Source organism: Bradyrhizobium stylosanthis (assembly GCF_001641335.1).
GTDB classification, from domain to species: domain Bacteria; phylum Pseudomonadota; class Alphaproteobacteria; order Rhizobiales; family Xanthobacteraceae; genus Bradyrhizobium; species Bradyrhizobium stylosanthis.
In genome coordinates, this window is the sequence record NZ_LVEM01000001.1 from 680,624 (window position 1) to 694,775 (window position 14,152).

At 62.0% G+C, this 14,152-nt stretch carries 9 protein-coding genes and 2 riboswitches; of the genes, 4 read left to right on the forward strand and 5 right to left on the reverse strand.

The window, feature by feature from the left end:
- Nucleotides 1-10: 10 nt before the first annotated feature.
- From metE to A7X65_RS03430, 5 genes are all read right to left on the reverse strand, one after another.
- Nucleotides 11-2,341 (reverse strand): 5-methyltetrahydropteroyltriglutamate--homocysteine S-methyltransferase, encoded by a 2,331-nt coding sequence (metE, locus tag A7X65_RS03410; RefSeq protein ID WP_063682920.1) that lies wholly within the window; start codon nucleotides 2,339-2,341, stop codon nucleotides 11-13.
- A 104-nt stretch (nucleotides 2,342-2,445) separates the two neighbouring features.
- Nucleotides 2,446-2,670: riboswitch (cobalamin riboswitch) on the reverse strand.
- Between the two features lie 33 nt (nucleotides 2,671-2,703).
- On the reverse strand, nucleotides 2,704-3,627 hold the full coding sequence (gene prpB / locus A7X65_RS03415) for a methylisocitrate lyase (protein ID WP_063682921.1): 924 nt from the start codon (nucleotides 3,625-3,627) through the stop codon (nucleotides 2,704-2,706).
- A gap of 11 nt (nucleotides 3,628-3,638) precedes the next feature.
- The gene (gene prpC / locus A7X65_RS03420) at nucleotides 3,639-4,820 is read right to left on the reverse strand and encodes a bifunctional 2-methylcitrate synthase/citrate synthase (protein WP_063682922.1); all 1,182 of its coding nucleotides are present in this window, start codon (nucleotides 4,818-4,820) and stop codon (nucleotides 3,639-3,641) included.
- 42 nt (nucleotides 4,821-4,862) lie between these two features.
- A complete protein-coding gene (locus A7X65_RS03425; protein ID WP_063684779.1) occupies nucleotides 4,863-6,380 on the reverse strand; it encodes an MmgE/PrpD family protein in 1,518 nt (505 codons plus the stop codon).
- 12 nt (nucleotides 6,381-6,392) lie between these two features.
- Nucleotides 6,393-6,803, reverse strand: a complete 411-nt coding sequence (locus A7X65_RS03430) for an acyl-CoA thioesterase (RefSeq protein WP_063682923.1) — start codon at nucleotides 6,801-6,803, stop codon at nucleotides 6,393-6,395.
- A gap of 149 nt (nucleotides 6,804-6,952) precedes the next feature.
- On the opposite strand from A7X65_RS03430, the gene A7X65_RS03435 reads away from it, so the two are divergent.
- The 4 genes from A7X65_RS03435 (at nucleotide 6,953) to A7X65_RS03450 (ending at nucleotide 13,518) form a co-directional block, all read left to right on the forward strand.
- Nucleotides 6,953-8,374, forward strand: a complete 1,422-nt coding sequence (locus A7X65_RS03435; protein ID WP_063682924.1) for a short-chain fatty acyl-CoA regulator family protein — start codon at nucleotides 6,953-6,955, stop codon at nucleotides 8,372-8,374.
- Between the two features lie 5 nt (nucleotides 8,375-8,379).
- The gene (locus A7X65_RS03440) at nucleotides 8,380-8,868 is read left to right on the forward strand and encodes a hypothetical protein (RefSeq protein WP_145666599.1); all 489 of its coding nucleotides are present in this window, start codon (nucleotides 8,380-8,382) and stop codon (nucleotides 8,866-8,868) included.
- 237 nt (nucleotides 8,869-9,105) lie between these two features.
- A riboswitch (cobalamin riboswitch) is annotated at nucleotides 9,106-9,325 on the forward strand.
- A gap of 121 nt (nucleotides 9,326-9,446) precedes the next feature.
- Entirely contained in the window at nucleotides 9,447-12,350 is a 2,904-nt protein-coding gene (locus A7X65_RS03445; protein ID WP_063682926.1) for a ribonucleoside-diphosphate reductase subunit alpha, read from the forward strand.
- Between the two features lie 10 nt (nucleotides 12,351-12,360).
- Nucleotides 12,361-13,518 carry a ribonucleotide-diphosphate reductase subunit beta gene (locus A7X65_RS03450; RefSeq protein WP_082884901.1) on the forward strand — a complete coding sequence of 386 codons (1,158 nt, stop codon included), beginning with the start codon at nucleotides 12,361-12,363 and terminating at the stop codon, nucleotides 13,516-13,518.
- Nucleotides 13,519-14,152 lie beyond the last annotated feature (634 nt).

Sequence of the window (14,152 nt, forward strand, 5' to 3'; positions counted from 1 at the left end):
TACATCAGCGTCACGACGCTTTTCGAAGCTCGCGTGCGGCAGCGACCATGTTGACGAGCGCCGGACGGACTTCCTCCCATTTGCGCGTCTTCAGGCCGCAATCGGGATTGATCCAGAGCTGCGAGTCCGACAGCCGCTTCCGGGCCAGCGTGATGAGGTCCTTCATCTCGTTGGTTTCGGGAACGCGCGGCGAGTGGATGTCGTAGACGCCGGGGCCGATGTCGTTCGGATATTTGAAACCGGTGAACGCATCGAGCAACTCCATCTTTGATCGCGACGTCTCGATCGAGATGACATCGGCATCCATCGCCGCAATCGCGTCGATGATGGCGTTGAACTCGGAGTAGCACATGTGGGTGTGGATCTGCGTGGCATCGAGAACGCCGGTCGAGCAGATGCGGAAGCTTTCCACGGCCCAGTCGAGATAGGTCTTCCACTCAGAGTGACGCAGCGGCAGGCCCTCGCGAAGTGCGGCTTCGTCGATCTGGATCATGGTCGCGCCGGCCTTTTCGAGGTCGGTGACTTCGTCGCGGATCGCGAGCGCGATCTGTCGGCAGGCCTCGCTGCGCGGAAGATCGTCGCGAACGAATGACCAGTTCAGGATTGTCACCGGACCCGTGAGCATCGCCTTCATCGGCTTCTTGGTCAGCGATTGCGAATAGCGCCACCACTCGACCGCCATCGGCTTCGGTCGCGAGACGTCGCCGAACAGGATCGGTGGACGCACGTAGCGCGAGCCGTAGGACTGCACCCAGCCATATTGGGTGAAGACGAAGCCGGAGAGCTGCTCGCCGAAATACTGGACCATATCATTGCGCTCGAATTCGCCGTGGACGAGCACGTCGAGCCCGATCTCCTCTTGCCAGCGCACGGTGCGGGCCGTCTCCTCCCTGAGAAACTGCTCGTACTGCGCATCGGTCAGCTTGCCCTTGGCGTGCGCAGCGCGGGCGTTGCGGACGTCGGCAGTCTGCGGAAACGAGCCGATCGTCGTCGTCGGGAACGCCGGCAGGTCGAAACGCTTGCGCTGGATCTCCGCGCGGCTTGCAAAGGCGCTGGTGCGACGGCGCATGGCATCGTCGATCGCCGCCATGCGCTTGGCAACCGCCGCGTTGTGGATCTTGGGTGAGGTCTGGCGGGCCTTGGCAGCCTTGTCCGAGGCGGCGAGGGTATCCGCGATGCCTGCGTCACCAGCGAGAGCCCTCGCCAACGTGGAGAGCTCCCCGATCTTCTGTACCGAGAAGGCAAGCCAGCTCCTCACATCGGGGTCGAGACCGGTTTCGAGTTCGAGATCGATTGGCGTATGCAGCAGTGAGCAAGAGGGGGCGATCTGCACGCGGGCCGCGCCGAGCCTGGCAATGACCGGCTTGTAGTGCTCGAGGAGCGCCGACAGGTTCGAGCGCCAGACGTTGCGGCCATCGATGACGCCGAGCGAGATCACGAGATCGGCGCGGGCGCCGGATTCGAACTTGCCAAGTTGCTGCGGCGCGCGGATCAAGTCGACGTGCAATCCGGCGACGGGCAAGGCGAGGGCGGTCGTGAGGTTGTCGCCGATCGCGCCGAAATAGGTCGCGAGCATGATCTTGATGCTGGGGACTTCCTTGGAGAAGTAGGCATAGGCGCGCTGAAGTGCACCGCGCTCGGCTTCGCTAAGGTCAAGCACCAGACAGGGCTCATCGATCTGAACCCATTCTGCACCACGCTTGGCCAGTTCCTGCAGAACCTCGACATAAACAGGCAGGAGTGCATCGAGCAGCGAAACCGGATCAAACCCTGCATCATGGCTCTTGCCGAGCTTGAGGAAGGTGACGGGACCAACCAGCACGGGGCGGGTCTGATAACCTAGCGCCTTCGCCTCGTCGTATTCCTCGATCGCCTTGCGTGAGGAGAGCTTGAAGGTCTGTCCTTTGTGAAATTCAGGAACCATGTAGTGGTAGTTGGTGTCGAACCACTTGGTCATTTCCTGCGCAGTCGCGCCGTGACCGTGATGGGCATGACCGCAGCTTGCATCTTGAGTGTCGCCCTGTGAACCGCGCGCCATCGCGAAGTAAGTCTTGAGCGAGACCGGGCCGCCCTTCCAGCCATAGGCGTCGGGGATGGCGCCGACCATGACGCTGGTGTCGAGCACTTGATCGTAGAGCGAGAATTCGTTCGACGGAATGATGGTTGCGCCAAGAGATTTCTGGCGTGCCCAGTTGGCGGCGCGGAGCCCGGCCGCGGTTTCGAGGAGCTGTTTCTCGCTGATCTTGCCTGCCCAGAAGCCTTCGAGCGCGAGCTTGAGTTCGCGGCGCGGCCCGATGCGGGGCGTGCCGAGTGTTGCGACTGGAAGTGAAAGAGAAGTCATAGCTTTAACCCCATTGTGTTGGGGCAAAAGGCCATGGCGGACGCTGGCAGGGCAGCCGTGGATGCGGCAGCTGCTTGGCGTACCACCGGGACACCCCGCCCGTGGACGATTATGTTGTCGGGGCAGGTCTCCTGGCTCGCGGGTCATCGCCTGCATCCTGGCCTTCCCGAAGCATGTGCTTCAGTGACACTTTTGGATGCGGGCTCACCGCTTACAGTTGCGGGGGCAGCGCCGGCATTGCATCAGTCCGAACGGACCGGGAGCGCACCGGCTTCCCTCTTAGCTCCGGATCAAGTGGGACCCGGAGAACCTCGACGTCTCCGATTAGCTGCAACGGTGGGGTTCCGTCAACCTCCCGCCGTTCACTTGCGCTGTGGCATACCTGATGGAACGATTGTCTGAACGATCGAAGAATCCAAAGCTTCGTAATCGTGTAGTCCGATTGTCGCGTAGAGCTCCGCGCGCGTCTGCATACGATCGACGAGCTTATGCGTGCCGCCATCACGCGAAATTGCAGCATAAAGTTCTGCCTGCGCCTTGTTGGCGACGCGCAACGACGACACGGGCCAGATCACCATTGCGTAGCCCATCGCCTCGAACTCGGCGGCTGTGAAGAACGGGGTCTTTCCAAATTCGGTCATATTGGCGAGCAAAGGCACGCCCGGCATGCGCTGGGCAAAGGCGCGGAACATCTCGGCGGTGTTGAGCGCTTCGGGGAAGATCGCGTCAGCGCCCGCTTCCACGTAGAGTTTGGCACGCGCAACCGCGCCGTCGAGGCCCTCGCTCGCGGCAGCATCGGTCCTGGCGATGATCACAAGATTGCGACGGGCTTTAGCCGCGGCCGCCACCTTGGCCGCCATGTCGTGCGCATCGGCAATCTTCTTGTCGTTCAGATGCCCGCACTTCTTTGGCAGGATCTGGTCTTCAAGGTGAAGCGCGGCCGCGCCGGCGTCTTCAAACACGCGCGTGGCATGCATGACGTTGAGGGCCTCGCCGTAACCGGTGTCGGCATCGACGAGAAGGGGCAGGCCTGATGCGCGGACGATCTGGCGGACGAAGAAGGCAACTTCATCCACGGTGATGATGCCGAGATCGGGCAGGCCCATCGACGCCGTCATAGCTGCGCCCGACAGATAAAGCCCCTCGAAGTCAGCCGCCTTGGCCTGGAGCGCTGCCATGCCGTTGTGGGCACCGGGAAGCTTCAAGATGCCGGGCTGCTTCAAGAGCTCGCGGAAGCGGAGACCCGCGGGCTCCTGCGGCAGATCGGCGGCAACGAGATAAGGCATCTGGCAGTTCCTCAGGCGGCGCGGACCGACGAACGCAATCCGTTGCGCTGTTCGAGCGGCACGAATTTCAGGTTCTCCGGGCCCACATAATTGGCCGACGGCCGGATGATTTTGTTGTCGATACGCTGCTCGATGATGTGCGCAGCCCATCCCGACGTGCGGGCGATCACGAACAGCGGCGTAAACATCGGCGTCGGCACGCCCATCATGTGATAGGACACCGCGCTGAACCAGTCGAGATTAGCGAACATCTTTTTGGTTTCCGCCATCACGGCTTCGATCCGGTCGGCGGTCTCGAACATCTTCATCGCGCCGGCCTCGCGCGACAGACGGCGCGCGACCTCCTTGATCACCTTGTTGCGGGGATCGGCGATCGTGTAGACGGGGTGGCCGAACCCGATCACGACTTCCTTTGCGGCGACGCGGCGGCGGATGTCGGCGTCGGCTTCATCGATATCGGCGTAACGCTTCTGCACCTCGAAGGCGACCTCGTTGGCGCCGCCATGCTTCGGCCCGCGTAGCGCACCGATTGCTCCCGTGATGGCCGAATACATGTCGGCGCCGGTGCCGGCGATCGACCGGGCGGTGAAGGTGGAGGCGTTGAACTCGTGCTCGGCATAGAGGTTAAGCGACGTATGCATCGCGCGGACGTGGGAGTCCGATGCCTTGCGGCCGTGCCGCAGATGCAGGAAGTGCCCGCCAATGTTGTCGTCATCGGTCTCCACCTCGACGCGGCGGCCGTTCTGGGAGAAATGATGCCAGTAGAGCAGCATCGAACCGAGTGACGCCATCAGGCGATCGGCGATGTCGCGGGCGCCGGGATGATTGTGGTCGTGGGCTTCCGGCAGCACGCAGCCGAGCGTCGAGACACCGCTGCGCATGACATCCATCGGATGCGCCGCCGCAGGAAGGGCTTCCAGCGCTGCCTTTACAGCGTTGGGTAAGCCGCGCAGGCCCTTCAGCTTGGACTTGTAGGCAGCAAGCTCAGTCGGCGTCGGTAAACTGCCGTGCACAAGCAGATGGGCGATCTCCTCGAACTCGCAGGTCTCTGCTACATCGAGGATGTCGTAGCCGCGATAGTGCAGATCGTTGCCGGTGCGGCCGACGGTGCAGAGCGCGGTGTTGCCGGCGACGATGCCCGACAGCGCGACCGATTTTTTGGGCGCCGGCTTTGAAGACACTTCGTTCGTCATGATGCCAATCCCTTGATTCCGAGAAAGCTTGCGTTCGCCGCCTTAGCGGCTGGACCAATCGAAGATGCCCGCCGATCCCTTCGCGCCGAGCTGCAATGAATCGACGGTGAAGGTGAGGCCGGAGAGGTCGCCGGCCGTCAGTTCTGGCAGGCGTTCGACCAAGCCGAGCAAGCGATCCTGCTCGGCCGGCGCGATGACACCATCGGCGAGGCTGCGGAACTTCGCGACATATTGCGGCCGGGCGAATGGGCGTGCGCCGAGCGGATGCGCATCCGCCACCGCAAGCTCGTCGCTGATGGTCGAGCCGCCCTTGAGCGTGACCACCACGCGTCCGCCGAACGCCTTCTGCTTGGGATCGTGGCTGTGATAGCGCTGGGTCCAGGCGGGATCTTCGACCGTGGAGATCTTGTGCCACAGCGCGACCGTCTCCGGCCGCGCAGCGCGTTCCGGCGCGTAGGACTTCTGGTGGTGCCAGCCGCCGTCTTCGAGGGCGACGGCGAAGATGTACATGATGGAATGATCCAGCGTCTCGCGGCTGGCCTTCGGGTCCATCTTCTGCGGATCGTTGGCGCCGGTGCCGATTACGTAGTGGGTGTGATGGCTGGTGTGGATCACGATGCTCTCGACTTTGGAGAGATCACCGATCTTCGGTCCCATGCGTCGGGCGAGGTCGATCAGGGCCTGGCTCTGGTACTCCGCCGAATGCTCCTTGGTGTAGGTGTCGAGGATGGCGCGCTTCGGCTCGCCCTTCTCGGGCAAGGGCACGACGTACTGCGCCTTCGGGCCCGACAGCAGCCAGGCGATGAAGCCATCTTCGCCTTCCCACGCGGGCGAGGGAGCACCTTCGCCGCGCATGACGCGATCCACGGCCTCGATCGCCATCTTGCCGGCAAAGGCCGGCGCATAGGCTTTCCAGCTCGAGATTTCGCCCTTGCGCGACTGGCGCGTGGTGGTGGTGACGTGCAGCGCCTGCTGCACGGCCTGGTAGGTCGTCTCGATCGGCAGGCGCAGCGCTGTGCCGATGCCGGCGGCGGCGGACGGGCCGAGATGGGCGATATGGTCGATCTTGTGTTCGTGCAGGCAGATGCCCTTCACCAGATTGACCTGGATCTCATAGCCGGTCGCAAGGCCTCGGATCAGCGCGGCACCGTCAAGGCCGCAGTGCTGGGCCACCGCCAGGATCGGCGGAATGTTGTCGCCGGGGTGCGAATAGTCGGCAGCCAGGAACGTGTCGTGAAAGTCGAGCTCGCGAACCGCAACACCGTTGGCCCAGGCGGCCCATTCCGGCGAGATGCGTTGTGCCTGAGGCAGCCCGAACACGGTCGCGCCAGGCTTAAACGGATGCGAGACGGCCTGAGCCCGCGCGCTGGCAACGGAACGACGCGCGACGGATGCCGCGGCAACGGCGGCGTTGTCGATGATGCGGTTGCCGATCATCTCGATCACGGCAGGCTCGACCGCGACGGGATCGGAGGCGACCTCGGCGATCTTCCAGGCGAGCTGGTCCGTCCGCGTCAGATTCTCGGAGGATTTGTAGGTGCGGACGTGGTGCGATTTCACGATCAATATCCTTCAGGCGTGATTGGAAGAAGCCGGATCGACCGGCGTCGGCTTTCCAGTCGCGTCGACCGCGACCATTTCGAACGAGCCCCGTATGGCGACGCGGCGAGAGCCTGTCGTCAGCGCTTCGGCAACGACTTCGACCGCGACAGTCATTGATGAACGGCCGACCCGCTCGACATGAGCAGTCAGCTCAACGAGTTCGCCGACTCGAACGGGCTCGTGGAATTGCACCTTGTCCGAAGTCGCCATCACCACCGCGCAACGGTCGCGTCGGGTGGCCGCGACAAACGCGGCCTTGCCCATAAGGCTCAGCGCATTGCCGCCGAACAGCGTTCCGTAATGGTTGGCCTGTTCGGGGAAGACGACCTCGACGAAGCGTGTCGGCTCGTTTTGTCCGGTAGCTTTGAGGGCGGCCTGCATGGAGCGATATCCGATGACCCTTGCAAGGCGGGTCCGTTATTCGCAATATCTGCAAGGTTAAAACTTGCGTATAGTACTGAAAAAGCAAAGCTTTGTGAAAGTCGAGACTGTTATTTTGCAAAGTTTGCGAAGTCGGTGTGGAGTTTCAGATGAAGAAAGCATTCATGGGCGTACGCCTGAAGCGCCTGCGCGAAGAGCGCAGATTGACGCAGCAGGCGCTCGCCTCGGCAATCGGAATCTCACTGAGCTATCTCAATCAGCTCGAGAACAATCAGCGGCCACTCACCATCGCCGTGCTGCTCAAGCTCAACGCCGCCTTCGGCGTCGATGTTCAGTTGTTCTCGGAGGACGACGAGGCCCGGCTCGTCGCCGATTTGCGGGAGGCGCTGTCCGATCCCGAAATCGGAGGGACGATCTCGTCGGCCGAATTACGCGAACTCGCAACCAACATGCCCGCGCTGGGCAGGGCTCTCGTCAGCATCAATCGTCGCTATCGGCAGGCGATCGAGCAGAGTGCCGCGCTCGCGGCCCGGCTTGGAGAGGATCGGCAGGCGGAGACGGCGATCCTGCCGTCGACCGCGTACGAAGAGGTGCGTGATTTCTTCTATGCGCGCCACAACTACATCGCTGAGCTTGATGAAGCTGCCGAACGTCTTGCACAGCAGCTTGCGCCATCCGACGCAGTCACTCCGGTTGTTCTCACTGACCATCTCCGTGCCAAATTCGACGTCACGGTCCTGATCGGTAACGGGGCTGACGATGTCCATCGCCGCTACGACCCGCAGAACAGGACCCTGCATCTTTCGCGCAGGCTTGAACCAGGGCAGCGCGCCTTTCAGCTCGCAACCCAGATCGCGATGCTCGGCCTCGACCGCGAGCTCAGTGCGCTCGTCGATGGAGCAGGATTTGCCAATCAGGAGACGCGCGGCCTCGCGCGCATCGGGCTTGCTAATTATTTCGCGGGCGCACTGATCATGCCCTACGGGCGTTTCCTGGCAGAGGTCAAGACGCAGCGCTACGACATCGATATGCTCGGTGAAGTTTTCGGGGTCGGCTTCGAAACGATCTGCCATCGCCTTAGCACGCTGCAGCGGCCATCGGCCCGTGGCGTGCCGTTCTTCTTCATCCGCGTCGACCGCGCCGGCAACATTTCGAAACGTCAGTCGGCGACGGATTTTCACTTCTCGCGGATCGGCGGCACGTGCCCGCTTTGGAATGTCTACGAGGCGTTTGCTTCTCCAGGCCGCATCGTGACTCAGTTTGCCCGCATGCCAGACGAGCGAGCTTATCTCTGGATCGCCCGGACCGTGTCTCACAGAAGCGGCGGCTACGAGTCACTAAGCAAGACCTTCGCCGTGGCCCTGGGGTGCGACATCAGGCATGCAGGTGAGCTCGTCTATTCACGAGGATTGGACGTTCACGATCCTGCGTCAGCAGTCCCCATTGGCATGGGTTGCAAGGTGTGCCAACGTATCCATTGTCCGCAACGTGCTTTTCCCCCTGTCGGGCGTTCACTGATGATTGACGAGAGACAGTCATTCTTTTCGCCATATGCCGCGTCCAAACCCTGAGACGCATGCACGAAGATTCTGCCCAAACCCGCTATCTGGATACGTCTGACGCAGCCGCGTGTCGCGTGGGCTTCGTTCCTTCAACACATTTGACCGCGGGCAGCACGAACAAGGCACACCAGGCAATTCGTCTCGTGAAATCGACGTTTCGTGGCGAGTTCAAATGCCTTGTCACTCAAGTAGAAGCTGGCATCATTATCGAGTGCCCGGAGGCGACCGAGTGCGCAATCCTTAATTTGTGCATTGTCGTCGAACAAAGATTGGAGCGTCTGAAGCAAGAGCCGCTCGCTGCCAAGATGGTCGAAGAGATTCTCGCGGTCTCAAGCGCCGAACTTCGTCGTTGGTCAAAGGACGGTCGCATTCCGACCAGTGGCCGAGCCTATTTCAGCCAAGGCAGGAAGCAGGTTGGGTTGTTTCTCTATTCGCCCGAGGTCATTCGCGGACTGTCGTCGCGCCCGGACCAAATCGCGCAATGGCGCAATCAGGATCGCTAGCCACAGCCTCAGCATTAAAAAAAGAATCTTGCCAGCGCGCCTGAGTGGCGCGACTCAGAGTGGTGAGAGTCGTGCGCGCGCGTTTCGAACAAGTTTCCCGTTAAATCCCGTATGAGACCTGATTGCACGGCCGTCCCGAATCGCCGGATGTCGGTGGAAGCCTGTGAAATTCCCACATTCCACAAGGAACCAGGCCACAGAGCCGCAACGAATCGTTGACACCGGCTCGCGAATATCACCACATATAGGCGTCACGGTTCCGCTGGATCGCAAGATTTAGTGGCTAAGAGGGAAGCCGGTGAACCTCGCCTTTGGTGAGGAATTCCGGCGCTGCCCCCGCAACTGTCAGCAGCGAGCTGCTTCCGTACAAGCGTCACTGATGCGTTCGCGCATTGGGAAGACGGGAAGCGAGCGACGACCTGCGAGCCAGGAGACCTGCCGTGACGATCTGAACGTCCACGGGCGGGGTGTCCGGCGGTCGCTTGCATGCACCGTCCGGCACTTTGCTGCCGGCGTTTCTGCGGCGTCCTTTCCAAAAGCCCCGTTCAAACACAACGCGCGCATCACGGGGCCGATTGATGTCACTGAACCTGCACGACGCGGAAGGCGCTTCCGCACCCATCATCCAGTTGCGTCCACAGTCACTTGCGGCTGCTTCCAGCGAGCCGTCCATGCAGATCATCCGTCGCAACGGCAAGGTCTCGCCATTCGATTCCGCCAAGATCGCCGTTGCCATGACCAAGGCCTTCCTGGCCGTGGAAGGCACCAGCGCGGTCGCCTCGCGCCGCGTCCATGAGAGCGTCGAGCAGCTGACGTCCGAAGTCCTCACCGCGCTGATGCGACGGGCAGGCGAAGGCCGCACCTTCCATATTGAGGACGTTCAGGATCAGGTCGAGCTCGCCTTGATGCGTAGCGAGCACCACAAGGTCGCGCGCGCCTATGTGCTGTATCGCGAGGAGCGCTCGCGTCAGCGTGCGGAGGAAGCCGCCGCGGAAGCCAAGACGACTGCCGTGCCCGAACTCCACGTCACGCTCGCCGACGGCTCGCGCGTGGGCCTCGACAACAAGCGTCTCGCGCTGATCATCGGAGAAGCCTGCGCCGGCCTCGACGGCGTCTCGCCCGCGCCAGTGCTGGCCGAGACCACCCGCAATCTCTACGACGGCATCAGCCAGGATGAGCTGGCGCTGGCCTCGATCATGGCTGCGCGCACGCTGGTCGAGCAGGAGCCCAACTACGCCTATGTCAGCGCACGCCTGCTGCTCGACAAGCTCCGCGGCGAAGTGCTGTCGCATGTCCACGGCGTTCCGAGCTCGGCCTCGCAGGCCGACATGGCGAGCCGCTATGCCGAATATTTCCCGGCTTATGTCAAAGTGGGCATCGCTGCCGAGCTGCTCGATCCCGAGCTCTCGCGCTTCGACCTCGGCCGCATCGCTGCGGCTCTGAAGCCCGAGCGCGACCTGAACTTCCAGTTCCTCGGTCTGCAGACGCTCTACGATCGCTACTTCCTGCATGAGCACGGCAAGCGCATCGAGCTGCCGCAGGCGTTCTTCATGCGGGTCGCCATGGGTCTCGCTGTCCGCGAGATCGATCGCGAAGCCAAGGCGATCGAGTTCTACGATTTGCTGTCCTCGTTCGACTTCATGGCCTCGACGCCGACCCTGTTCAATTCGGGCACGCTGCGCCCGCAGCTGTCGTCGTGCTTCCTGACCACGGTGTCGGACGATCTCGACGGCATCTTCAAGTCGGTCAAGGACAACGCGCTGCTCGCCAAATATTCCGGTGGCCTCGGCAATGACTGGACGCCGGTGCGCGGCCTCGGCGCCCACATCAAAGGCACCAATGGCGAGAGCCAGGGCATCATCCCGTTTCTGAAGGTCGCCAATGATACCGCGATCGCCGTCAACCAGGGCGGCAAGCGCAAGGGCGCGGTCTGTGCTTACCTTGAGACCTGGCATGTCGACATCGAGGAGTTCCTCGATCTGCGCAAGAACACCGGCGACGATCGCCGCCGCACCCACGACATGAACACCGCCAACTGGGTGCCGGACCTGTTCATGCAGCGCGTCGATACCGACGGCGAGTGGACGCTGTTCTCGCCCGACGAGACCCCCGACCTGCACGATCTCTATGGATCGGCCTTCAAGACCGCCTACGAGGCCTATGAAGCCAAAGCCAAGGCCGGTGGCATGCGCGTGTTCAAGACCGTGCGCGCGACCGATCTCTGGCGCCGCATGCTGACCATGCTGTTCGAGACCGGCCATCCCTGGATCACCTTCAAGGATCCCTGCAACCTGCGCTCGCCGCAGCGGCACATGGGTGTGATCCATTCCTCGAACCTCTGCACCGAGATCACGCTCAACACCTCGGCCGACGAGGTCGCGGTGTGCAATCTCGGCTCGATCAACATGCTCGCCCATGTCGGCGCTGCCGGCATCGACCAGGCCAAGCTGAAGCGGACGGTCAAGACCGCCGTGCGGATGCTCGACAACGTCATCGACATCAATTTCTACACCATCCCCGAGGCGCGCCGCTCCAACATGCGTCACCGCCCGGTCGGCCTTGGCCTGATGGGCTTCCAGGAAGCGCTTCAGGTCCAGCGTATCCCGATCGCATCGGACGCGGCCGTCACCTTTGCCGATGTCAGCATGGAAGCGATCTCCCACCACGCGATCGAGGCGTCGTCGGATCTAGCCGCCGATCGCGGCCGTTATCCGAGCTTCGAGGGTTCGCTGTGGTCGAAGGGCATTCTGCCGCTCGATTCCATTCACTTCGTCGCGGAATCCCGCGGCGGCCTCGATGCCGATCGCTCGTCGACCCTGGACTGGGATAGTCTGCGCAAGAAGGTCACCTCCAGCGGCATGCGCAACTCCAACGTCATGGCGATCGCGCCGACCGCGACGATCTCCAACATCTGCGGCGTCTCGCAGTCGATCGAGCCGAACTACCAGAACCTGTTCGTCAAATCGAACATGTCTGGCGACTTCACCGTCGTGAACGAATTCCTCGTGCGCGATCTGAAGGCGAGGGGGCTGTGGGACGAGGTCATGGTCTCCGATCTCAAATATTTCGACGGCAGCGTCGGCCAGATCGACCGCGTGCCTGATGACCTCAAGGCGCTTTACGCCACCGCCTTCGAGATCGACAGCGCCTGGCTGATCGAGGCGGCCGCGCGCCGGCAGAAATGGATCGACCAGTCGCAGTCGCTCAACCTCTACATCGCCAATCCGTCCGGCAAGAAGCTCGACACGCTGTACCGGCTGGCCTGGCGGCGCGGCCTGAAGACCACCTATTACCTGCGCTCGCGCAGTGCCACCCATGTCGAGAAGTCGACGCTGAAGGGCACGGACGGCAAGCTCAACGCGGTGTCCGCGTCGAGCACCATGTCGCACGCGCCGATCATGATCCCGACCGCGGCGGCGCCTGACCTCGATGGCATCAAGGCCTGCCGGATCGACGATCCCGAATGCGAAGCGTGCCAGTGAGGAGATGACGATGCTCGATTGGTCTGACACCGAAACCACCACAGCGGTCGCTCCTGCGGCCGCGACCCTCACGACGGCACTGCGTCCGCAGACCCAGTTCAAGCTCGAGCCGGTCGATCCGACTGGCCTCGGGGCGATCGACCGCGCCGGCGGCCGCGTCTCCGTCGACGAGAAGCGGATGATCAACTGCCGCGCCGACGTCAACCAGCTGCTGCCGCTGAAATACAAATGGGCCTGGGAGAAATATCTCTCCGGCTGCAACAATCACTGGATGCCGACCGAAGTCTCGATGCAGGCCGACATCGCACTGTGGAAGTCGCGGGACGGCCTGACAGAGGACGAGCGTCGCGCCATCAAGCGCAACCTCGGCTTCTTCGCCGCCTCGGAATCGCTCGTCGCCAACAACATCGTGCTGGCGATCTACCGTCACCTCACCAACCCGGAGTGCCGACAGTATCTGCTGCGGCAGGCCTTCGAGGAGGCGGTGCACACCCACACCTTCCAATACATCGTGGAGAGCCTCGGCCTCGATGAGGGCGAGCTGTTCAACATGTACCGCGAGGTGCCCTCGATCACCGACAAGGCGGCCTGGGCACTCAAGCACACCCAGCATCTGGACGATTCGTCGTTCGAGACCGGAACGCCTGACAACGACCGCGCCTTCCTGCGCGATCTCGTGGCGTTCTATGTCGTGTTCGAAGGCATGTGGTTCTACACGGGGTTCGCGCAGATCCTGTCGCTTGGCCGCCGCAACAAGATGGTCGGCATCGCCGAGCAGTATCAATACATTCTGCGCGACGAGAGCATTCATCTGAACTTCGGCATCGACGTGATCAACCAGATCAAGATCGAGAACCCGCATCTGTGGACCGCCGAATACCAGGACCAGATCCGGGGCATGATCCGCGAGGCGGCAGAACTCGAAGCCGCCTATGGTCGGGACACCATGCCGCGCGGCTTCCTCGGCCTCAACGCGGCGCTGTGCGAGCAGTACATGCACTTCATCGCTAACCGCCGCTGTGCCCAGATCGGCCTCGCGCCGGTCTTTGCGGATGTCGAGAACCCGTTCCCGTGGATGTCGGAGGCGATGGACCTGAAGAAGGAGAAGAACTTCTTCGAGACCCGCGTCATCGAGTATCAGAACGGTGGTGTGCTGAGCTGGGATTGAGCGGGTCTGGAAAGCCCGGCGAGGATCTTATGATTGCCCTCGCCGGTTGCGTTCCGAGACACGATCATTGAATGAGTACGTAACCCGATTCCGACTGGTTCAATTGCCTCGGGTGCGCGGTCCTACTGCCTAGCTGAAGCATCCAATGCCCTGCGGTTCGCCGGAGCTCTGCCTCTTGATCGTAGGGCTTGTTGGCGTCGAAAGACACTTTCACCTTGATATGAGTGTCATCTTCCCAAGCAACGAGCTCCCAGCTCTCGTACTGCTTGGCTCGATACTTGAATTCCAATTTGGGTGGTCGGTCTCTAGAGACCAAACTGCAATATCGTATTTGCGTGCGCAGGCGTCGTCTCGATCTATCGAGAGCAAATATTTCGCATTCGGCGACATAAGCGGAACTTCACGCATCACGATCTCGCTGCCTGTAGGCGACTGAGCCGGGTCAATTTGATCCGCTGCCCGGTTGGTCAACAGTGGCGCGCCGAGAACAAGAACCAATGCACAACGATGCACAAACATGGGTGAGAACCTAATGTATAGGCTGCGCTGCCCCTCTGAACTGCAAGCGTCGGAGTTGTCGCGAAGGGCTGCGCTTTTGCGATGAGACGGTCTGTATCGGGCTCTCAGTGGACCA